The sequence below is a fragment of the Pseudorhodobacter wandonensis genome (assembly GCF_001202035.1).
Lineage (GTDB): Bacteria > Pseudomonadota > Alphaproteobacteria > Rhodobacterales > Rhodobacteraceae > Pseudorhodobacter > Pseudorhodobacter wandonensis.
The window spans coordinates 247,722-267,231 of sequence record NZ_LGHT01000025.1 but is presented as its reverse complement, the minus strand read 5'-3'; the positions used below and the strand labels follow the sequence as shown (position 1 = coordinate 267,231).

General features: G+C 58.0%; 23 protein-coding genes and 1 tRNA gene. 13 read left to right on the top strand and 11 right to left on the bottom strand.

Annotated features, from left to right (window positions below):
• The first annotated feature begins 35 nt into the window (after nucleotides 1-35).
• From AKU79_RS05305 to hisH, 7 genes are all read left to right on the top strand, one after another.
• Nucleotides 36-521 carry a lytic transglycosylase domain-containing protein gene (locus AKU79_RS05305; RefSeq protein ID WP_050522514.1) on the top strand — a complete coding sequence of 162 codons (486 nt, stop codon included), beginning with the start codon at nucleotides 36-38 and terminating at the stop codon, nucleotides 519-521.
• A 73-nt stretch (nucleotides 522-594) separates the two neighbouring features.
• Nucleotides 595-1,557, top strand: coding sequence for a metal ABC transporter solute-binding protein, Zn/Mn family (locus AKU79_RS05300; RefSeq protein ID WP_156209485.1), 963 nt, complete (start codon nucleotides 595-597; stop codon nucleotides 1,555-1,557).
• Entirely contained in the window at nucleotides 1,554-2,282 is a 729-nt protein-coding gene (locus tag AKU79_RS05295; RefSeq protein WP_050522513.1) for a metal ABC transporter ATP-binding protein, read from the top strand. The genes AKU79_RS05300 and AKU79_RS05295 overlap by 4 nt, the downstream gene beginning before the upstream one ends.
• Nucleotides 2,283-2,375: 93 nt before the next feature.
• The gene (locus AKU79_RS05290; protein ID WP_050522512.1) at nucleotides 2,376-3,281 is read left to right on the top strand and encodes a metal ABC transporter permease; all 906 of its coding nucleotides are present in this window, start codon (nucleotides 2,376-2,378) and stop codon (nucleotides 3,279-3,281) included.
• Complete coding sequence (locus tag AKU79_RS05285; protein ID WP_050522757.1) at nucleotides 3,281-4,189, top strand: metal ABC transporter permease; 909 nt, start codon at nucleotides 3,281-3,283, stop codon at nucleotides 4,187-4,189. The genes AKU79_RS05290 and AKU79_RS05285 overlap by 1 nt, the downstream gene beginning before the upstream one ends.
• 63 nt (nucleotides 4,190-4,252) lie before the next feature.
• Entirely contained in the window at nucleotides 4,253-4,840 is a 588-nt protein-coding gene (gene hisB, locus AKU79_RS05280) for an imidazoleglycerol-phosphate dehydratase HisB (protein ID WP_050522511.1), read from the top strand.
• Complete coding sequence (gene hisH, locus AKU79_RS05275) at nucleotides 4,841-5,488, top strand: imidazole glycerol phosphate synthase subunit HisH (protein WP_050522510.1); 648 nt, start codon at nucleotides 4,841-4,843, stop codon at nucleotides 5,486-5,488. It abuts the gene before it with no gap.
• Here hisH and AKU79_RS05270 read toward each other — a convergent pair.
• Nucleotides 5,485-6,396, bottom strand: a complete 912-nt coding sequence (locus tag AKU79_RS05270; RefSeq protein ID WP_050522509.1) for a DMT family transporter — start codon at nucleotides 6,394-6,396, stop codon at nucleotides 5,485-5,487. The genes hisH and AKU79_RS05270 overlap by 4 nt on opposite strands.
• Before the next feature lie 72 nt (nucleotides 6,397-6,468).
• Nucleotides 6,469-6,852, bottom strand: coding sequence for a DUF2147 domain-containing protein (locus AKU79_RS05265; protein WP_050522508.1), 384 nt, complete (start codon nucleotides 6,850-6,852; stop codon nucleotides 6,469-6,471).
• A 173-nt stretch (nucleotides 6,853-7,025) separates the two neighbouring features.
• Between AKU79_RS05265 and hisA the strand changes: the two genes are divergently transcribed.
• The 3 genes from hisA (at nucleotide 7,026) to AKU79_RS05250 (ending at nucleotide 8,906) form a co-directional block, all read left to right on the top strand.
• Nucleotides 7,026-7,745 carry a 1-(5-phosphoribosyl)-5-[(5-phosphoribosylamino)methylideneamino]imidazole-4-carboxamide isomerase gene (gene hisA, locus AKU79_RS05260; protein WP_050522756.1) on the top strand — a complete coding sequence of 240 codons (720 nt, stop codon included), beginning with the start codon at nucleotides 7,026-7,028 and terminating at the stop codon, nucleotides 7,743-7,745.
• A gap of 91 nt (nucleotides 7,746-7,836) precedes the next feature.
• Nucleotides 7,837-8,598 (top strand): imidazole glycerol phosphate synthase subunit HisF, encoded by a 762-nt coding sequence (gene hisF / locus AKU79_RS05255; protein ID WP_050522507.1) that lies wholly within the window; start codon nucleotides 7,837-7,839, stop codon nucleotides 8,596-8,598.
• Complete coding sequence (locus tag AKU79_RS05250; protein ID WP_050522506.1) at nucleotides 8,595-8,906, top strand: phosphoribosyl-ATP diphosphatase; 312 nt, start codon at nucleotides 8,595-8,597, stop codon at nucleotides 8,904-8,906. The genes hisF and AKU79_RS05250 overlap by 4 nt, the downstream gene beginning before the upstream one ends.
• On the opposite strand, the gene AKU79_RS05245 is transcribed toward AKU79_RS05250, so the two are convergent.
• Together AKU79_RS05245 and rlmB are read right to left on the bottom strand one after the other, a co-directional pair.
• Nucleotides 8,907-9,326 carry a CoA-binding protein gene (locus AKU79_RS05245; protein WP_050522505.1) on the bottom strand — a complete coding sequence of 140 codons (420 nt, stop codon included), beginning with the start codon at nucleotides 9,324-9,326 and terminating at the stop codon, nucleotides 8,907-8,909. It lies immediately after the preceding gene.
• 179 nt (nucleotides 9,327-9,505) lie between these two features.
• Nucleotides 9,506-10,291 (bottom strand): 23S rRNA (guanosine(2251)-2'-O)-methyltransferase RlmB, encoded by a 786-nt coding sequence (gene rlmB / locus AKU79_RS05240; RefSeq protein ID WP_050522755.1) that lies wholly within the window; start codon nucleotides 10,289-10,291, stop codon nucleotides 9,506-9,508.
• A 161-nt stretch (nucleotides 10,292-10,452) separates the two neighbouring features.
• Here rlmB and AKU79_RS05235 point away from each other — a divergent pair.
• Nucleotides 10,453-10,536, top strand: a tRNA-Tyr gene (locus tag AKU79_RS05235).
• A 258-nt stretch (nucleotides 10,537-10,794) separates the two neighbouring features.
• On the opposite strand, the gene AKU79_RS05230 is transcribed toward AKU79_RS05235, so the two are convergent.
• From AKU79_RS05230 to AKU79_RS05210, 5 genes are all read right to left on the bottom strand, one after another.
• Nucleotides 10,795-12,426, bottom strand: a complete 1,632-nt coding sequence (locus AKU79_RS05230; RefSeq protein WP_050522504.1) for an FMN-binding glutamate synthase family protein — start codon at nucleotides 12,424-12,426, stop codon at nucleotides 10,795-10,797.
• 187 nt (nucleotides 12,427-12,613) lie between these two features.
• Complete coding sequence (locus tag AKU79_RS05225; protein WP_050522754.1) at nucleotides 12,614-12,997, bottom strand: VOC family protein; 384 nt, start codon at nucleotides 12,995-12,997, stop codon at nucleotides 12,614-12,616.
• Between the two features lie 7 nt (nucleotides 12,998-13,004).
• Nucleotides 13,005-13,874 carry an arginyltransferase gene (locus AKU79_RS05220; RefSeq protein ID WP_050522753.1) on the bottom strand — a complete coding sequence of 290 codons (870 nt, stop codon included), beginning with the start codon at nucleotides 13,872-13,874 and terminating at the stop codon, nucleotides 13,005-13,007.
• 129 nt (nucleotides 13,875-14,003) lie between these two features.
• Entirely contained in the window at nucleotides 14,004-14,447 is a 444-nt protein-coding gene (locus tag AKU79_RS05215; RefSeq protein ID WP_050522503.1) for an RDD family protein, read from the bottom strand.
• Nucleotides 14,448-14,504: 57 nt separating this feature from the next.
• The gene (locus tag AKU79_RS05210; RefSeq protein ID WP_050522502.1) at nucleotides 14,505-14,936 is read right to left on the bottom strand and encodes a DUF2852 domain-containing protein; all 432 of its coding nucleotides are present in this window, start codon (nucleotides 14,934-14,936) and stop codon (nucleotides 14,505-14,507) included.
• A 257-nt stretch (nucleotides 14,937-15,193) separates the two neighbouring features.
• Between AKU79_RS05210 and AKU79_RS05205 the strand changes: the two genes are divergently transcribed.
• Together AKU79_RS05205 and AKU79_RS05200 are read left to right on the top strand one after the other, a co-directional pair.
• Entirely contained in the window at nucleotides 15,194-17,974 is a 2,781-nt protein-coding gene (locus AKU79_RS05205) for a [protein-PII] uridylyltransferase family protein (protein ID WP_050522752.1), read from the top strand.
• Nucleotides 17,975-18,010: 36 nt separating this feature from the next.
• Nucleotides 18,011-18,277, top strand: a complete 267-nt coding sequence (locus AKU79_RS05200; protein WP_050522751.1) for a hypothetical protein — start codon at nucleotides 18,011-18,013, stop codon at nucleotides 18,275-18,277.
• Here the strand turns inward: AKU79_RS05200 and AKU79_RS05195 are convergent.
• Together AKU79_RS05195 and eda are read right to left on the bottom strand one after the other, a co-directional pair.
• A complete protein-coding gene (locus tag AKU79_RS05195; protein ID WP_050522501.1) occupies nucleotides 18,270-18,719 on the bottom strand; it encodes a VOC family protein in 450 nt (149 codons plus the stop codon). The two genes, AKU79_RS05200 and AKU79_RS05195, sit on opposite strands and share 8 nt — an antisense overlap.
• A 56-nt stretch (nucleotides 18,720-18,775) precedes the next feature.
• Nucleotides 18,776-19,414 carry a bifunctional 4-hydroxy-2-oxoglutarate aldolase/2-dehydro-3-deoxy-phosphogluconate aldolase gene (gene eda, locus AKU79_RS05190; RefSeq protein ID WP_050522500.1) on the bottom strand — a complete coding sequence of 213 codons (639 nt, stop codon included), beginning with the start codon at nucleotides 19,412-19,414 and terminating at the stop codon, nucleotides 18,776-18,778.
• Nucleotides 19,415-19,510 lie beyond the last annotated feature (96 nt).

The window sequence follows — 19,510 nt, the reverse complement described above, 5'->3', positions numbered from 1 at the left end:
AGTTAATGAGGTTACATTGACGCAAGGAGAATTTGATGCAGAAGATCACGCGCCGCACGGCGATGTTGGGGGCGATCGCTTTGGTATCTGCTTGCGCGGGCCCAAATTCAAACGGGCGCGATCCGTATCGAAACCAAAAGTTCGATCCACCTTTATATGTGAATGAGACCCCGAAGCTGCGGTTTCTCATCAATAAATATGCCGATCATTATAAGGTGCCGCGCTCTTTGGTTCACCGCATCATTCTACGCGAAAGCCATCATCGCCCCGAGGCCCGCAACGGCCCGTATTTCGGATTGATGCAGCTTTTGCCCGCCACGGCACAAGGTATGGGCTATCGCGGCAGCCCGAGCGGGCTTTTGGATGCCGAAACCAACCTGAAATTCGGGGTTAAGTATTTGCGCGGCGCTTGGCTCGTGTCCAATGGCAGCCAGGATGCGGCCGAAAGCTGGTATTCAAAAGGTTATTATTACGAGGCAAAACGGCGCGGCATGTTGGTGGAAACTGGTCTGCGGCGCTAAGGCAGCGGTATAAACTTGCGAATGGTTCTCAATTTCATTGACTTTGCGAACCATTCGCAATATTGCAGGCTGCATGACAGATAAAACGCACCTGACTCGTAGGGCCATGCTGGCCGCTCCTCTCTTGCTTGCATTGCCCAAGGCAGGCTTGGCAACATCGGCCCCAACAATCGTGGCGACCACAGGCATGATTGCCGATGCCGCCCGGCGGATCAGCGGCGGCACTGTGAACGCGCTGATGGGGCCGGGGGTGGACCCGCACAGCTATCGCCAGACCCGCAGTGATATTGCCGCAATGCTGCGCGCCGATCTTGTGTTATGGCATGGCTTGCGGCTTGAGGCGCAGCTGGTTGATTTCATAGCTGATATTGCGCGCCGTGTACCCGTGGTTCCGGTTGCCGAGGCAATTCCGAAGGATAGGCTGCTGTCTTGGGCAGGCTATGCCGACCACCATGACCCGCATGTCTGGATGGATCCGATACTTTGGCTTGACGCGGTGGCTGCCGTGCAAAGCGCTGTGTCAGAGCTGACCCCCAACGATGCCGATCTGCATGCCGCGAATGCGGCGGCCTATAGCGCAGAGATTCGTGCGCTGGATGGGTATGCCCGTGATGTTCTGACGCAAGTGCCGGAAGAGGCGCGGGTTTTGGTGACCGCCCATGACGCGTTTTCCTATTTCGGTCGCGCCTACGCGTTTGAGGTGGAAGGCCTGCAAGGGATTTCAACCGAAAGCGAGGCCGGCCTTGCACGGATTGGTGAATTGGTTGACATGCTGGTCGCCCGCAAGATCAAGGCGGTTTTCGTCGAAAGCTCGGTTCCGGCGCGTGCAATGCGCGCCTTGGTAGAAGGGGCGGCTGCACAAGGTCATCAGGTTGTGATTGGCGGCGAGCTGTTCTCGGATGCCATGGGCGTCGAGGGCACCTATGAAGGCACATATCCGGGTATGATGGACCATAATATCACGGTGATTGCCCGTGCCTTGGGGGCGAATGTACCGCAGCGCGGGTTTGCGGGCAAACTCGCGGCAGGCGTATGACAGCCCTAAGCATTGATACACTGTCGGTGCGCTATGGCGCGGTGACAGTCGTAGAGCAGGTAAGTGCCGATTTTCCCGCAGGTGCAATGACCGCGATTGTCGGGCCGAATGGCGCGGGGAAATCCAGCCTGTTAAAGGCGGCTTTGGGGGTGGTGCCCAAAGCAGGTGGACATGCACTGTTTTTTGGCAAACCTTTGGCACAAGTGCGTGCCAAAGTGGCCTATATGCCGCAACGTGCTTCGGTAGATTGGGATTTTCCGATACGGGTGATAGATGTCGTGCTGATGGGTATGCAGCGCGAACTTGGATTGCTTCGGCCTGTACGCGCCGCTGATCGGGCTTGGGCGATGGAGTGCCTCGCGAGGGTTGGGTTGACCGAGTTTGCCAAGCGTCAAATCGGTGCCTTGTCGGGTGGGCAACAGCAACGGGTATTCTTGGCGCGGGCCCTGGCGCAGCGGGCGAGCCTGTATTTGCTGGACGAACCCTTTGCCGGTGTCGATGCAAAAACCGAGGCCGCGATTGTCAGTGTGTTGCAAGCCTTGCGTGACGAAGGTGCTGCGGTGGTGGCCGTGCATCATGATCTTGCATCTGTGCCTTTATGGTTTGACCGCGTGGTGCTGTTGAACCGGCATGTAATCGCGGCGGGGGCCGTTTCCGAGGTATTTACGCCAGAAGCCCTGCGCGAGACCTATGGCGGCGCATTACCGCCTGTGCTGGCGGTGTAGAATGGAAAATGTGTTGGCAGGAAGCGCAAATTTTCTGCGAAAATTTTGCCTCCGGCGGGGATATTTAAGAATAGATGATGGGCAAGGGGCCCAATGAAAAAGGACGGGTTGATCCAGGCGCTGTTGTTGCAATCAGGGTATAATGCCACGCTTGTGACGCTGGGCGCGATGGCGTTGGGTATGGCGATGGGCGCTGTCGGGGCATTCTTGTTTTTGCGCCGCAGGTCCCTTGTGCCGGATGCGATGGCACATGCGACGTTGCCCGGAGTCGGGATTGCGTTTTTGGTGATGGTCGCGCTGGGGGGCGAGGGGCGGTTTTTGCCAGGATTGTTGCTCGGGGCAGGTTTGTCGGCGCTATTGGGGTTATGGGTGCTGCAAAGTTTGGTACGCGGCACGCGTTTGCCCGAGGATGCGGCGATCGGCATTGTGCTGTCGACATTCTACGGTGCGGGGATTGTGCTTCTGACCTATATTCAGGGATTGGGGGCAGGGCGGCAAGCGGGGCTTGAAGGCTTTTTGCTTGGCTCGACCGCGGGTATGCTGCGCGAGGATGTGTTGCTGATCGCCTGGGGTGGTGCGCTGGTGATTGCGGCATTGGTGGCATTGCGGCGTCTGTTGGTGATGGTTGCCTTTGATCCGGGCTATGCGCAGGTGATGGGTGTGCGGCCTGCGTGGGTGGATGCGGCCTTGATGGTCTTGGTGTTGGCCGTGGTGCTGTTGGGCATTCGCGTGGTAGGGGCGATACTGGTGGTGGCGCTGCTGATAACGCCTGCGGTTGCTGCGCGGATGTGGACCGACCGTGTCGGAATAATGGCCGTGGTTGCGGCAGGGATTGGCGGTGCGGCGGGGTATGGCGGAGCGGTGCTATCGGCGGCTTTGCCAGGGGTGCCAACGGGGCCGATGATTGTGATGCTGGCCTTTGCTGCGTTTGTGCTGTCGGCAATTTTTGCGCCACGGCGCGGGGTGATCGGCCGTTGGCGGCAAGGGCGGGCACTATGATGGGCGAAGACTTTCTGGTCCTGTCCTTTGCGCCCTTGTTGATCGGGGTTTTCGCGGCGGTTGCCTGTGCCTTGCCCGGCAATTTCATGCTGCTGCGCAGGCAAGCTATGATGGGCGATATGATGGCCCATTCGGTTTTGCCCGGACTGATTGCCGCATTCTTGCTAACGGGGCAGGTATCAGGCTGGGCGATGTTTTTGGGGGCAGGGGCTGCGGCACTGGTCGCGGCCTTGTTGGTCGAGGCAGTGACCAAGCTGGCGCGCGTTGATCCCGGCGCGGCGATGGGGATGAGCTTTACAACCATGTTTGCCGCTGGCGTTCTGTTGCTGGAACTAACAGGCGCATCGGGCGTGCATCTGGATGTGGAACATGCGCTTTATGGTAATCTGGAAAGCCTGATCTGGCTGGATGCTCAAGGGTGGCAATCTTTGCTGGACCCTGAGGCCTTGGCGGGGTTGCCGCCCGAACTGCCGCAACTGGCGCTGGTGGTTGCCGTGCTATCGCTGCTGATGTGGGTGTTTTGGCGGGTGCTGGTCATGGCGTCGTTTGATGCAGGCCACGCGGCCGTACTGGGGCTGCCCGTTGGGCTGATTTCATTGGGGATTGTGGCGGCAACGGCTATGGCTGCGGTTGCGGCCTTTACGGCAGTTGGATCTATTTTGACCATCGCCATGCTGATCTGTCCACCTGCCACAGCCCGATTGATGACCGACCGCTTGGGGGTGCAAGTGTTTCTGAGCCTAATCATTGCGGCGCTTTCGGCGGTGCTGGGCTATGTTCTGGCCGGGCAAGGCCCCGTGTGGCTTGGCTTGCCGGGGGCGGTTTCGGCAGCAGGGATGATAGCTGTTACCTCGGGCGCGCTACTGGCGCTGGCCGCCCTGTTCGGGCCGCATCGCAAAGCAGGCTAACCCCTTTCCAACCTGCCCCTTGCCCCCTATAACCCACCCAGAGCCAATAAACCGGAGCCCGCCATGCGCAAGGCCAACCTTACCCGCAACACCAACGAAACCAAAATCTATGTCGAGATCAATCTGGATGGCACCGGCCAATCTGCGATTGAAACCGGCGTCGGGTTCTTTGACCATATGCTGGACCAATTGGCGCGCCACTCGCTGATTGATATCGAGGTCAAAGCCACGGGTGATTTGCACATCGATGATCACCACACAGTCGAAGATGTGGGCATCGCGTTGGGCCAAGCGCTGACGCAAGCTTTGGGCGACAAGCGCGGTATCCGCCGCTATGGCAATTTTCACCTGGCGATGGATGACGCGCAAATCCGCTGCGCGCTGGATTTGTCGGCACGGCCCTATCTGGTGTGGAACATGCCTTTCCCGACCGCCAAGATCGGCAGTTTTGATACCGAGCTGGTCCGCGAGTTCTTTCAGGCGCTTGCCACACATGGTGGCATCACCCTACATGTTGATATGATCCACGGCATCAACAGCCACCACATTGCCGAGGCCGCGTTCAAGGCAGTTGCCCGTGCGCTGCGCGAGGCGGTTGAACCCGATCCGCGCCGCGCCGATGCGATCCCGTCAACCAAAGGTAGCCTCTGAATGCTGACAGTTCTGGTTGACTACGACTCGGGCAATCTGCACTCGGCCGAAAAGGCGTTCCAGCGCATGGCGGTTGAGGTGGGGGCAGGCGAGGTGCTTGTGTCGTCTAACCCCGAAGATGTGGCGCGCGCTGACCGTATCGTATTGCCGGGCGATGGTGCCTTTCCGGCCTGCCGCCGCGCATTGGGCAGTTATGGCGGGTTGTTTGAGGCGATTGAGGACGGCGTGACCCGCCGCGCTGTGCCATTCCTTGGCATTTGCGTTGGTATGCAGATGATGGCGACATGGGGCCGCGAATATTCCGATACCCAGGGCTTTGACTGGATTGGCGGCGAGGTGGCGCATATTGCCCCCGCCGACAAGGCGCTAAAAGTGCCGCATATGGGCTGGAATGATCTGGTTATCGATCCGCAAGGCGTTTCGCATCCGGTGCTGGCAGGGTTGCAAACCGGCGATCATGCCTATTTTGTCCACTCTTACCACTTTCGCGTAGAAAACTCTGCCGAGCGATTGGCCCATGTGGATTATGCGGGCGATATCACGGCGATTATTGGCCGCGATAACATGGTCGGCATGCAGTTTCACCCTGAAAAAAGCCAGACGAACGGCCTGCGGATGATCGGCAATTTCCTGCGTTGGGCGCCTTAGGGCCGGAACCTCTGCGCCCACCGTCCATCAATCACCGCCAACCCACATGCAATCAGCGCCATTCCAACCAGGTGCCGCAGCGCCAACGTCTCGCCAAGCACCAATACCGCAAGGGTAATCGCGCTGACAGGGATTAGAAACGTGACCAACGCCAGGTTCACCGCGCCCGCACTGGCCAACAGCCGGAAATACAACAGATAGGCCAGCGCGGTTGACAACAGCGCCAATCCCAAAATCGCAGCCATTGGCACCGTTCCGGGCAAGACCAGCTGCCAAGGCCGGTCTATTGCCAAAACCAACGGCAGCATGATCACGCTTGATGATGCCAACATACCAAAGGCCGTGGCTAGCGGCGCGACACCCATCGCCTTGAACCGTCGGCCCCACACCGAGGCAAAGGCGTAACATACCGCCGCCCCCAAACAGGCCGCTTGCGCCAGCACCGTCGCACTGCCCCCCAACAGTGCCGCCCCGCCCATCATAACCACGACCCCGCCAAAACCCAAGGTCAGGCCCAGCAGTTTGGCCCCGTTCAGTCGCTCATCCGTCGTCGCAATATGTGCAACCAGCAATGTAAACAGCGGCGTTGTCGCATTTAAAATCGCTGCTAGCGCGCTGCCAATCTCGCCCTGCGCCAGCACGAAAAAGCTGAACGGCAAGGCGTTGTTCAACAACCCCATCACCAGCAATGCCCGCCAGACGAGCCAGCCCTTGGGCAAGCCGATGCCGCGCAGCATTAACACCAAACCCAGCGCCAAAGCCGCCAGCGACACCCGCAAAAACACAATCGTAAAGGCAGGCAAATGCCCCACCGCAAGCTGCACAAAGAAAAACGATCCGCCCCAAAGCAGCGACAAGGCCGCCAGCAACCCCCAGTCAGCGCCGCTCATTTTCAGATTTTGTGGCATAGGCTCGCTCCTGATCGGCAATCCGTATCAGCTACCGCGAAACCGGCGCCAAAGGCGACCCGAATCCTGCGCTTATTTCACGCGGCTCCAACTTTGTTTTTTGCAGATAATGCCCCAGCACCCCGATACGCTCAGCACATCCCCGCTCAACGCCATTTTTGACTTGTACTCTTTACCCGTCGAAGGCTGCCAAATCTTGCCACCCGAATAGGCCCCATCACCATTGGCCGCCATATCCCAAACCAACTTCTTGCCGATGTTCGGTGACTTATACTCGCCGCTCGCATTGAATGTCCGTTCAATCGTGCCGCAAATCTTTTTGCCACAGGGGGCAATTTGCACCTGCGCATAGGCCCCGTCATCCACTTGGGTTTTCCACATGCCGAAAACCGGGTCCGCGGCCTGTGCCATGCTTGCCGTCAATACCAATGCAACGGCGGTAACTACTTGCTTCATCTGTGCTCCTCCCAAAGCGTAGAGCCCAGCAGTGCGGTGAAAAAAATGCCCGATCAAGTGTGACGTTGGGTCGAATTGTGGTACGAATTGCGGGTCAAACGCGCGGCCAGCAGATCTTGGCATCGCCGCGCAGCTGTGCCAAAGACAATCCAAGCAAAAAACCGGAGACCCCAATGATCCTTTATCCCGCAATCGACCTGAAAGACGGCCAATGCGTGCGCCTGTTGCGCGGCGAGATGGAGGCGGCCACGGTCTTTGGCGATGATCCGGCTGCACAGGCCGCGGCCTTTGAATCTGCCGGTTGTGAATGGGTGCATCTGGTCGACCTCAACGGCGCCTTCGCAGGCCAACCGGTCAATGCCGCCGCCGTCGAAGCTATCTTGAACCGCGTCAAAGTCCCTTGCCAATTGGGTGGCGGCATCCGTGATATGGCGACGATTGAAAACTGGCTGTCCAAAGGCCTCTCTCGTGTCATCCTTGGCACTGTGGCAGTCGAAAACCCGGCGCTGGTGCGTCAGGCCGCGCGCGCCTTTCCCGGCAAGGTCGCCGTAGGGATCGACGCCCGCAATGGCCGTGTGGCAACCAAAGGCTGGGCGAACGAAACCGATGTCATGGCCACCGATCTTGCCCGAAGCTTCGAAGATGCAGGCGTCGCGGCGATCATCTACACAGACATCGACCGCGACGGCGCAATGCAAGGCCCGAATATTGCGGCAACCGAATCCCTTGCCCGCGCCGTTTCCATTCCAGTCATTGCCTCGGGCGGCGTATCTTCCATGGCCGATTTGACAGCGCTGCGCGATACAGGCGTGATTGCGGGTGCAATCTCTGGCCGCGCCCTTTATGATGGGGCAATAGACCTTTCTTCAGCTCTAAAAGCACTTAAACTCTAACGCTTTCTGTTCGGCCCAAATATCCTGGGGGGAATTGGCCGCAAGGCCAAGGGGGGCAAGGCCCCCGCTACCTCACTCAAAGGCAATACTCATGCTCAAAACCCGAATTATTCCTTGCCTCGATGTCGCTGATGGCCGCGTGGTCAAAGGCGTCAATTTCGTTGGCCTGCGCGATGCCGGCGACCCGGTTGAGGCCGCACGTGCTTACGATGCTGCTGGCGCGGATGAGCTGTGTTTTCTCGACATCCACGCCACGCATGAAAACCGTGGCACAATGTTTGATCTGGTTATACGCACGGCCGAGCAATGCTTCATGCCGCTAACCGTTGGCGGCGGCGTGCGCACACATGAAGACGTACGGGCATTGCTTCTGGCCGGCGCCGACAAAGTGTCCTTCAACTCGGCCGCCGTTGCCAATCCTGATGTTGTGGCCGAAGCTGCCGATCGCTTTGGCTCTCAATGTATCGTGGTGGCGATTGACGCCAAAACCGTTTCGCCGGGCAAATGGGAAATCTTTACCCATGGCGGGCGCAAATCGACCGGCATTGATGCCGTCGAGTTTGCCCGCACCGTTGCTGCCAAAGGGGCGGGCGAAATTTTGTTGACCTCGATGGATCGAGACGGCACCCGCGCTGGTTTTAATCTGCCACTGACCCGCGCTATCTCGGATGCCGTGTCGGTGCCGGTCATCGCCTCGGGTGGGGTCGGCAACCTTGACCACCTTGTCGAAGGCGTCACCCTTGGCGGTGCGTCTGCCGTCCTCGCCGCCTCGATCTTTCACTTTGGTGATTTCACTATTGGTCAGGCCAAGGCCCATATGGCCGCCGCCGGCATCCCTATGAGGCTGACATGACTGCATTGCAACGCCTGTCCGACACCATCGCCGCGCGCAAATCCGCTGATCCGGCCTCCAGCTGGACTGCGAAGCTGCTGGCCAAAGGCCCCGAGAAATGCGCCGAGAAGTTTGGCGAAGAGGCAATCGAAGCAATCATCGAGGCGGTCAAAGGGGATCGCGCCAAGCTCACCTCCGAGGCGGCTGATGTGCTCTATCACCTTCTGGTTATGCTCGCGGCCCGCGATATCACGCTCGATGACGTGCAGGCCGAATTGACCCGCCGCGAGGGCACCTCTGGTATCGCCGAAAAAGCGGCGCGGGGCTGATCAAAGCCCCAAACGCGCGTATTCTATCTTGGGGCAGCGGTTTTGTACCCATGTCACGCCATGCTCCGCTGCCAGTGCGGCCCCGGCGGCACTTTCCACGCCAAGCTGCAACCAGATCACTCGCAGTTGCGGCAAATCGGCCAAGGCTTGTTGGACCAATGGCAACACCACATCCGAATTGCGAAACACGTCCACCATATCCACGGCCGCATCTTTCGGAATGTCGGCCAACGAGGCATAGACCATTTGTCCCTGTAGGGTTTGCCCGGCCAGTCCCGGATTTACCGGAATCACTTGATTGCCGCGTGCCAACAGAAACTGCATCACGCCATAGCTGGGCCGCGCCGGGTTGGCCGATGCGCCAACCAGCGCAATTACCTTAGAGTTCAACAAAATCTTTCTGATTTCGGCATCAGTCACGCTCTTAAATCCTTCTCAGCGAAAAAAAGCGCCCGTGCCGGAACGGCAGGGCGCTAGTGTGGAACGAGGGACAGTCAAGGTGCAACGGGGGTTCCGATCCCGCTGCCATAATATGAACATGGGAACCCCTTGCGCCGATTGAAAGCCCGCTCTCGCAACTGTGATACCACCGCCCCAAATCAGCGCCGTGTCGCTGCCGCATAAAGCGAGATCGCCGCCGCATTCGATACGTTCAACGACCCGAACCCACCGGCAGCAGGTATCCGCGCCAACATATCGCAAGTCTCACGGGTCTTTTCGCGCAGGCCCGGCCCTTCGGCGCCAAGCACAAGTGCAACCGGACGGCTGCCTGCTTCGGTCAACGCATCCGACAAGTCGGTATCCGTTTCGCCGGCAAGACCGATCAACACATAGCCCATCGCGCGCAATTCCTCCATCGCATCCGACAGATTGCCGACCCGCAAATAGGGTTGACGTTCCAACGCGCCACTTGCGGTCTTGGCCAACGCGCCAGTTTCCGGCGCGGAGTGGCGGTGCGGCGCGATAACGGCACGCGCGCCAAAAACCTCGGCCGAGCGCAGCACAGCCCCAACGTTATGCGGGTCCGTCACGCGGTCCAGCAACACGACCAAAGCCGCGCCCTTGCCGGAAATTGCTACCTCATCCAACTTGCCCCAATTCAGCGGTTTGGCTTGTAGGGCTGCCCCTTGATGGACCGAGCCCTCATCAATTGGCACGTCAAATTTTCGCGGGTCGACAATCTCGGGCTCCATGCCGCTGGTTGCAATAGCCTCGGCCAATTTGTCGGCAGCGTTTTTGGTCAGCACTAAACGCAGTTTTTCACGCGCCGGATTCACCAGGGCATCGCGCACGGCATGCAGGCCAAACAGCCAAACCGTTTCATTCGCGGCCTGCCGCTTTGCGCGCTCTTTGTCGATAACCCAGGTGGGTTTCTGGTTCGTCATATTCATTGCCCCTAGTCCGCAGATTGGCGCCAAGAATGGGCATTGACGGGCGGGGGCGCAAGGGGAAAACCTTATTCAGTGGCTAAAGCAACGTTTGGTTCAAAAATCCGTCGCTTTGCGCTTGACGCCCCCAAGCCCCCGCATTATTCACCCCGCTAAGTGGGCGATAGGCCGCAAGGTGTGGCAGGGGACTGTAACTCCCTCGAGGCGACTCACGCCTGGTTCGATTCCAGGATCGCCCACCATTCTTCTTTGAAATCATTAGGTTTTATTGGGAATGGTGGGTTCTCACTTTCTCTGGGGCATTTTCCGCGTCACCCGTCGAGAATGGACATTTTGTCGTATAGCCATACCGCACGATTGGGTTGGTCGGTGTGTTTTGGTGACGCAGGCTCAGCCATTTCTATTTCCAGCAGCGTTGTAGCTGCAAATCACTCGGATGCCTTTCCCGACCTTGGTCCCGCAGCGCGTGGCAGGTTGAATGATTGGCTAAACGGCCTTGATTACATGCTAAATGCGAAACTTTCTGGATCAGCATGATTCCAATATTTGGCAAAAGCAGGATGCGTCACATCATTGCCCATTAGCGCGCCCTGGTCCAACCACAGGTATTGACTGGCGGCCGAGCGTACTTCGCGGCTATTCACGCGGATCATCAAATGATGTGGCGTGAAATCGCTAGGGTGCTGCAAACCGCTCGCCTCAATGGCTTCTTTCAGCGTGTGCATGGTGTTTGCGTGAAATCTTGCCACGCGCTGATATTTTTCGTCGACCACCAATGCACGATAGCGGCTTGGGTCTTGTGTGGTCACACCGGTCGGGCATTTGCCGTTGTGGCAAGACTGCGCCTGGATGCAGCCAATGGCAAACATGAACCCGCGGGCCATGTTGCAAGCATCAGCCCCCAGCGCAAACAACCGGCAAATATCAAACGCCGAGATCAGTTTGCCCGAAACAATAATCTTGGTTGTGTAACGAATTCCAAGCCCAACCAATGTGTTATGCACCAGCATCAAACCCTCGCGCAGCGGGGCGCCGTAATGGTCTGCAAATTCGGCGGGGGCGGCGCCTGTGCCACCTTCGGCCCCGTCTACCGTAATGAAATCAGGCGTCAGCCCCGTTTGTGCAAAGGCTTTGGCCAAGGCAAACCACTCCCACGGGTGGCCGACGCACAGCTTGATGCCCACTGGTTTACCGCCTGACAAGCTGCGCAAATGCTGCACAAACTTACACAGTTCCAACGGCGTGGAAAATGCTGAGTGCGCCGAAGGGCTGATGCAATCCTGACCCACCTCGACGCCCCGCGCTTCGGCAATAGCTTCGGTGACTTTGGCGCCGGGTAAAATGCCGCCATGGCCGGGCTTGGCGCCTTGGCTTAGTTTTATTTCGATCATCTTTACCTGATCCGAAGCGGCATTCTGGGTGAATTTGTCTTCGGAAAAGCTGCCATCGGCATTGCGACAGCCAAAATACCCCGAGCCGATCTGCCAAACCAAATCACCGCCGCCCGCGCGGTGAAACCGCGAAATAGAGCCTTCACCCGTCGTATGGGCAAATCCACCGGTCGCCGCGCCGCGGTTCAGTGCCTCAATCGCAGTCGGGGACAATGCGCCATAGGACATCCCCGAAATATTTAGCACCGAGGCCGAGTATGGCTGGATACAATGTGGTCCACCAACCGTCACGCGCAAATCCTGGCTGTGCAAGTGCGAAGGCTTCATCGAATGGTTGATCCACTCATGGCCGATCTTTTCAACATCCAAAAGCGTGCCGAAAGGGCGTAACCCGTCAATTCCTTTGGCGCGGCGATAGACCAGCGCGCGCTGTTCGCGCGAAAACGGGGTCTCATCCTGATCACTTTCGACAAAATACTGGCGGATTTCCGGTCGAAAGGTTTCAAGCAAAAACCGCAACCGCGCCGAAACGGGATAGTTGCGCAGGACAGAACTGTTCGGCTGCGTCAGATCAAACAGGCCGAGTGCCGAAAACGCCATCGCAAGAACAGTAATCAGCCCGCCCCAGATCGGGTGGTACTGTGCCACCGCAAGGCCAATCGGCACGCAGAGCAGCACAAGTGCAAGAGGGGTGTATCGCAAAGGGAACATCAAAGCCTCTCTGTTCATTTGGCGGGCCATGAGGTCATCCTCGCAGCGATCGCTTAAAGCAAAGTTAAGGCTACTGGGTCCAAAGTCGGGTTGCTATACCTATCCGCAAAATTTCAAACCATTGCCGTGTGGCAAAAGGTGATTTTTGGTCGAACAATCCGACAATGCTAAGAAATATCAATATGATGCGCTAAAATCGCAAGCGAACTTGCCGCTGTCACATGCGCTGCAAAAGATCCCAGCGGTTGCCAAAAGGATCATTCCAAACGGCGACTTTTCCATAGGGTTCATCTCTTGGGGCTTCCTCAAAAACCACACCGGCGGCCAACATATTTGCGTGGTCACGGTCAAAATCATCGGTTTCCAAAAACAGAAATACCCGCCCTCCGGCCTGATCTCCAACTGCGCTTGCTTGCTGTTTTCCTTCGGCTTTGGCCAGAATTAGCGAGGCGCCTTGCCCGCCTTTCGGCGTTACCCGCACCCAGCGTTTATGGCCTTGATCGACATTCTCGGTCAGGTCAAACCCCATCACGCGCACGTAAAAATCTATCGCTGCGTCGTATTCGGGTACGACCAGCGCAATAGCGGAAATTGATTGCATCATCCCATTACTCCTGGGTCGCTCGGGGGGGGGGCAGGTTGGTGGGCATGTCTTTCGGGGTCCGTCCATCCGGTAGGCTAATTTTGGCAACTTGCTCGGCAATCGGTTCGACGGACAGGGGGTGCAGCTCTGCATGGTGGTCGGTAGGGTCGCCCATTTTCTGCCACTGCCCGGCTTTGAAAATCTCTAGCCCGGTAAAGCCGGCTTTGTAGCCCATCTTTTTACTGCCCGGCACCCAGTAGCCCAGATAGACAAAGGGCAAACCTGCAGCAAGCGCGATCTCGATATGGTCGAGGATCAGAAAGGTTCCCAATGAACGCCCCGCAAGGTCCGGGTCATAAAAGGAATAGACCATGCTCAACCCGTCATCGAAAACATCCGTCAGGCTGACTGCAGAAACCTCTGCCGGGCCTTTTCCTTCGGATTCGGAATATTCAATGACACGGCTGCGAATAGGGGTTTCCTCGATCATCGCTGCAAATTCAAAGATATCCATATCCGCCATCCCGCCCTCGGCATGGCGATAGTCCAGATAGCGGCGAAACAGCGCGAACTGGTCCTCGGTTGCCCAAGGGCTGGTGGCGTTGCGCTTCAATGCTGCATTGCGCCGCAAGATACGTTTATGCGTGCGCGATGGTTTGAAATCAGCCACACGGATACGCGCCGACATACAGGCCGAACATTCAGCACAAGAGGGCCGGTACAAAACGTTCTGCGACCGGCGGAACCCTTGTTTTGACAAGGTATCGTTCAGTAATTGCGCATGCTCGCCTTGTAAGGCTGTGAACAGCTTACGCTCCATCCGCCCGTCAAGATACGGGCAGGGTTGGGGAGCAGTCACATAAAACTGCGGCGCGAGGGGAAGCGTGTGTCGCATCGACATCCGAATATTGTGATTATTTCGCCTAAGTTAGCAAGACTATACCCCGCCGCCAAGGAAAGAGTGCGCCGCTTTGAACATGAAAACCGGATTTCCGCGCAAGTTTTGCGGAAATGGCCCATCAAACTAGAAACGTGCAGTCTTGTTGATCGCCACGCTTCCCAACACGGTGTCGGTCAGCCCTTGGCCCTTTGGCGTGAAAAGCATCATCGCGACCGACAGAATCTGCGGCAAAACCAGGGTCATGCTGACCACATACCCCAAAGTATGCAAAAACGCGGTTCCGGTATCAAAGGCGCGGCCATCGGCACGGCGAAATTCGATCGCGGCAAATCGCATACCGGGCGTAGCCGAGCTGTTGGCAAGGCTGATCCAGCGATAGGCGGTGTTCACCATGATGAACAGGGCGGGCAAAAAGAACAGGGCGGTAAAGGCGGTAAAGGGTACGATGATCGCTGTCAGGATCAATGTCAGGATTGTATCAATCACCCAAGCAATGCCCCGCTTTGCAGGCACGCCTTGGTAAAATTCACGTTGATATTCAGGGTCGGGCAGGGCGTTGGAATACATTTGGGCTTGGGTCCTTATGTGTGAAGGTAGGGCGGCCCCGCAAGGCCGCCCAAAAGATCAGTATGCCGATACGTCCTTTGCAGTATCATCGGCAGCGTTGGATTTCGCGCGTTCATCCATAAACGAGTCGAATTCCCGTTTGTCTTTGGCATCGCGCAGACGTTTCAAAAAAGCCTCGAATGCGCCTTGCTCTTCTTCAAGGCGGCGAATGGTTTCATCGCGATAGGCATCAAAGGCCGTGTTGCCGCTGGAATTCGATTTCCATGGGGCGTGTTGGTGGCGACGGTGACGGCAGGCGGAACGATTGAACATGCGTTTACTCCAGATCATATAGGCAAGAATGGCAAGGCCGACAGGCCAGACGAAGATAAAGCCAAGAACCATGGCTGCAATCCAGGCTGGCTTGCCCCGATCATCCAGCCAGCTTTCCGCACGGCGCGGCCAGCTGGTAATGCCGTAATGGGGGCTTTGGGTCGATGTGTCGTACATAATGCGCTCTCCGTGGGTTGGGTTTCAGGGTATGTTTACTCGCTTTACATTACCAAGATTGCCATTGGCCTGCAGTATTTCAAGCGGGTATGTTAAGGAAGTTTACATTTATTTTGTGCGCAACGCCGAGATTTTGACTAATGTATTGAAACCAAACAAAAATATGATTTCAAAAATGGTATGAAATACGTGCTTTGTTGTCATGTCCTTGCGTGATTACCGTTGACCCACCCTGTGCCACCCGTCATTCTGCGCAGATGACATATCAAAGTTTTGCCCCCCGTATCTCGCGCTTTCCCCGACAATTCGATGCAAAAGCAGCGGCTGACATCGGTGCAAGTTTTGATGACTTGGCGCCCGAATTGACCAAACTTTTAGCCGGTGCCGCCGGCTGCAGCCCCTATCTGGCCGATCTGATGGGGCGCGAAGCCGTATGGTTGCGTGCGGCGCTGGTTGTGGCACCCGAAACGGCCATCGTCGAGGAACTGGGCGGACTTGATGCGTTATCGCTTGACGCCCTTGGCGCGGGGCTGCGACAGGCCAAGCGGCGGGTGGCGTTGCTTGCTGGGCTCGCTGATCTGGGTGGGGTTTGGCCGCTTGAGGCCGTGACCGCTGCGTTGACCGATTTGGCCGACCGCGCGGTTGATCTGTCTTTGCAGCGCCTTGTCGCCGAGGAAATCCGGCGGGGCAAAATTCCGGGTGCGGTGCCCGAGGATGCAGCGACCGCCGCCGGAATGGTCGTGTTTGCGATGGGCAAGATGGGCGCCCGGGAATTGAATTACTCGTCTGACATAGACCTGATCTGCCTGTTTGATGAAAGCCGATACGCCGATGGCGCAAGCGATGCGCGGGCCGCCTTTATCCGTGTGACGCGCAAAATGGCGGCATTGGTGGGCGATCGTACCTCGGATGGCTATGTGTTTCGCACCGATTTGCGCCTGCGCCCCGATGCGGCAGTAACGCCGGTGTGCCTGTCGTTCGCTGCCGCAGAAAGCTATTATGAAAGCGTGGGTCGCACATGGGAAAGGGCCGCCTGGATCAAGGCACGGCCCTGTGCAGGCGATCTTGCGGCAGGTGAACGGTTTTTGAAAACCCTGACGCCCTTTGTCTGGCGCAAGCATCTTGATTTTGCCGCGATACAGGATGCGCATGATATGCGGCTGCGCATCCGCGACCACCGCCGCCTGCATGGCCCCATCGTGGTTGAAGGGCATAATATGAAGCTGGGTGTCGGTGGCATCCGCGAGATCGAGTTTTTCACCCAAACGCGGCAGTTGATCGCGGGCGGGCGTGACCCCGATTTGCGCGGCCGCGAAACAGTGCCAAGCCTGCGGGCGCTGGCCGAAAAAGGCTGGATTCCGGCCGAGACAGCCGAAGAGTTGATCACATTGTACCGCGCGCACCGGGAGGTGGAGCATCGGCTGCAAATGGTGAATGACGCGCAAACCCATGACATGCCGACCACCGCCGAAGGGGTAGCGCGGATTGCTGCGTTCTGTGGGCAGGATGAGGCAGCGTTTCGCACAGCTTTGATTGATCGCTTGGCGCGAACAGACCATTTGACCGAGGGATTTTTCGCGCCCGCCGAAGCCGAAGACGGCCCCGAACTTTCAGAAAACGCCCGCGCAATTGTACGCGGCTGGGATAGTTATCCCGCGCTGCGGTCGGAACGGGCAGGCACGATCTTTCGCCGCGTGCGGCCCGGCTTGCTGAAACGCCTGCAACGTGCGGCCAACCCCGACGAAGCGCTGATTTCCTTTGACGGCTTTCTGGCAGGTTTGCCTGCAGGGGTTCAAATATTCTCGTTATTTGAGGCCAACCCGCAACTGGTTGATCTGATTGTAGATATCGCCGCCACATCGCCTGCGCTTGCGCTCTATCTGTCGCGCAATGGTGCCGTTTTGGATGCGGTGATCGGTGGCAGTTTCTTTGACGCCTGGCCAAGTTTTCTGATGTTGTCGGCGGGTCTTTCTGCCAACCTCTCTGAAATACCCGATTATGAACGTAAACTGGATGCCGCCCGCCGCTGGATGAAGGAATGGCATTTCCGCATTGGCGTTCATCACCTGCGCGGCCTGATCGACGCGTTTGAGGCGGGCAAACAATATGCCGATCTGGCCGAGGCAACACTCGCCGCTATCTGGCCTGTGGTTGAAGCAGAATTTGCGTTGAAATACGGAGCTCCACCGGGCCGAGGCGCAATTCTGCTGGGAATGGGCAGCCTTGGCGCGGGGCGGCTGAACGCAGGGTCGGACCTTGATCTGATTGTGATCTATGACGCAGGCGATGCCGAATATTCCGAAGGCCGCAAACCGCTGGCCATCCGCCCCTATTTCGCGCGGCTAACTCAAGCAATGGTGACAGCCGTGACTGCGCAAATGGCGGATGGCAGGCTGTATGAGGTGGATATGCGGTTGCGGCCTTCGGGGCGGCAAGGACCGGTAGCAACCTCGATCCAGTCGTTTCGCGACTATCAGATGACCGAGGCCTGGACGTGGGAGCATCTGGCCCTGACACGCGCGCGACCCATTGCTGGCAATGCCGATCTGCGGGCCGAATTTGAAACCTTGCGACGTGAGGTATTGGGCGCAAAATCGGGGGGTGGCACCGTGCTGTCTGATGTGGCCGAAATGCGCACGCGGCTGGCCAGTGCAAAGCCCGCAAGCGGTGCTTGGGATGCCAAAAATGGCCCGGGCCGCTTGATGGATGTTGAACTGGCCGCGCAAACGGGCGCGCTGTTGGCGGGCGATGCCGCGCGGCGGGTCGAGGCGCAGCTGCGGGCTGGTGTAAAACGGAAATTTCTGTCGCAATCGGATGAGCAGGCTTTGCTTGATGCCTACAGGCTGTGTTGGCGGCTGCAAGCCGGGTCACGGTTGCTGACAGATAAAGCGCTGGATATGGACAGTCTCGGGATTGGGGCGCGGGCGTTTTTGCTGCGTGAAACCGGGCAGGTCGATCTGGCCGCACTGTCACAGCGCTTGGCCGAAGTCTTGTCCGCCGCCGAGGCTGTGATCAACCGGCTTTACGCCGCCCCGTAACGCGAACAACGGCCCTTGCGGGCGGAAATGGGAATGATGGACCTGACGATTGCCGACCCAAAAGGGCTGATCCGCGAAAGCTATCGGATAGAAGGGATCACGCCGGGCGAATGCCGGTCGATTTTCATGGATTGGGCATTAAGCCTGCCGGTGGATGCCGACACGCGTGCACCGCTTTTGCATCTGTTGGAAACCTATGGCGCGCAGTCAGATCACCCGATGACCACGGTTCTAAAACACGCGCTTATCGCCCCAGAGACACCCAAGCGCAGGGGCGGGCGGGCGGCACGGGTACCTAACTAGCTGCCGCTTGCAAGGCGGCGATATCCAGCTTTACCATGCCCATCATCGCCTGCATTACCTTGCCGGCGGTGTCATTCGCCAACAGGCTTGGCAATACGCGCGGCACAATTTGCCATGACAGGCCAAAGCGGTCGGTCAGCCAGCCGCAACGGCTTTCCGTGCCACCATCTGCCAACAGCGCCTGCCAAAGCCGGTCAATCTCGTCTTGGGTTTCCACTTCGACAGTGATTGAGGCGGCAGGGGTGAGTTGAAAATGTGGCCCGCCGTTCAATATCCAATAGTGCTGGCCCAAAAGGGTAAAGGCCGCGGTAAACGCGGCACCGCTTTTGTCACGCACCACGCGGGTCACTTCGGCACCGTCAAACAAACTGCAATAAAAGCGGGCGGGCGCCTCGGCATCGCCGTCCATCCACAAACAGGTTGAAATTGATGGCTGTTGCATTTGCCCCTCTTGTTTTGCCCCGCTCGGTATCGACGAACGGGGCCTTTCTGCTAATCTTACTTCAGTTTTGCCGCCTCGGCTGCAAGCGCGGTAATGCCCGCCCAATCACCCGCAGCTACCATAGCGGCAGGGGCTACCCAAGAGCCGCCAACGCACATGACGTTTGGCAAGCTTAGGTAATCATTTGCATTTTTCAGGCTAACGCCGCCAGTCGGGCAAAAACGCACTTGCGGAATTGGCCCGCCGATCGACTTCAGCAAAGGCGCGCCACCCGCAGCCTCGGCCGGAAAGAATTTTTGCACGGTATAGCCCAGTTCCAACAGCGCCATCACCTCGCTGGCTGTGGCCGCGCCGGGCAACAGAGGCAATTCATATTCGGCACAGGCATCCAGCAAGCGCGGCGTCGCCCCCGGAGACACGCCAAACTTGGCCCCCGCCGCCTTGGCCGCTTTTACATCGGCAGGCGTCAGCAAGGTGCCTGCGCCAACTACACCGCCTTCAACTTCGGCCATCGCGCGGATCGCATCCAATGCGCCAGCGGTGCGCAACGTTACCTCAAGCGCCGGCAGACCGCCGGTGACCAAAGCTTTGGCCAGACCTTGGGCTTTGCTGACGTCATCGATCACCAAAACAGGGACAACAGGGGCCAAAAGACAGATTTCGGCGGCGCGGATGGATTGTTCTGCTGGGGTCATAGTCAGATTTCCTTGATGATAAGAAAGAAGGGGGGCGGGGGGAACAGCCCGCAAACTTGCCCGATTGCTAGCGCAAACAAAGCCAAAGGTCTATCA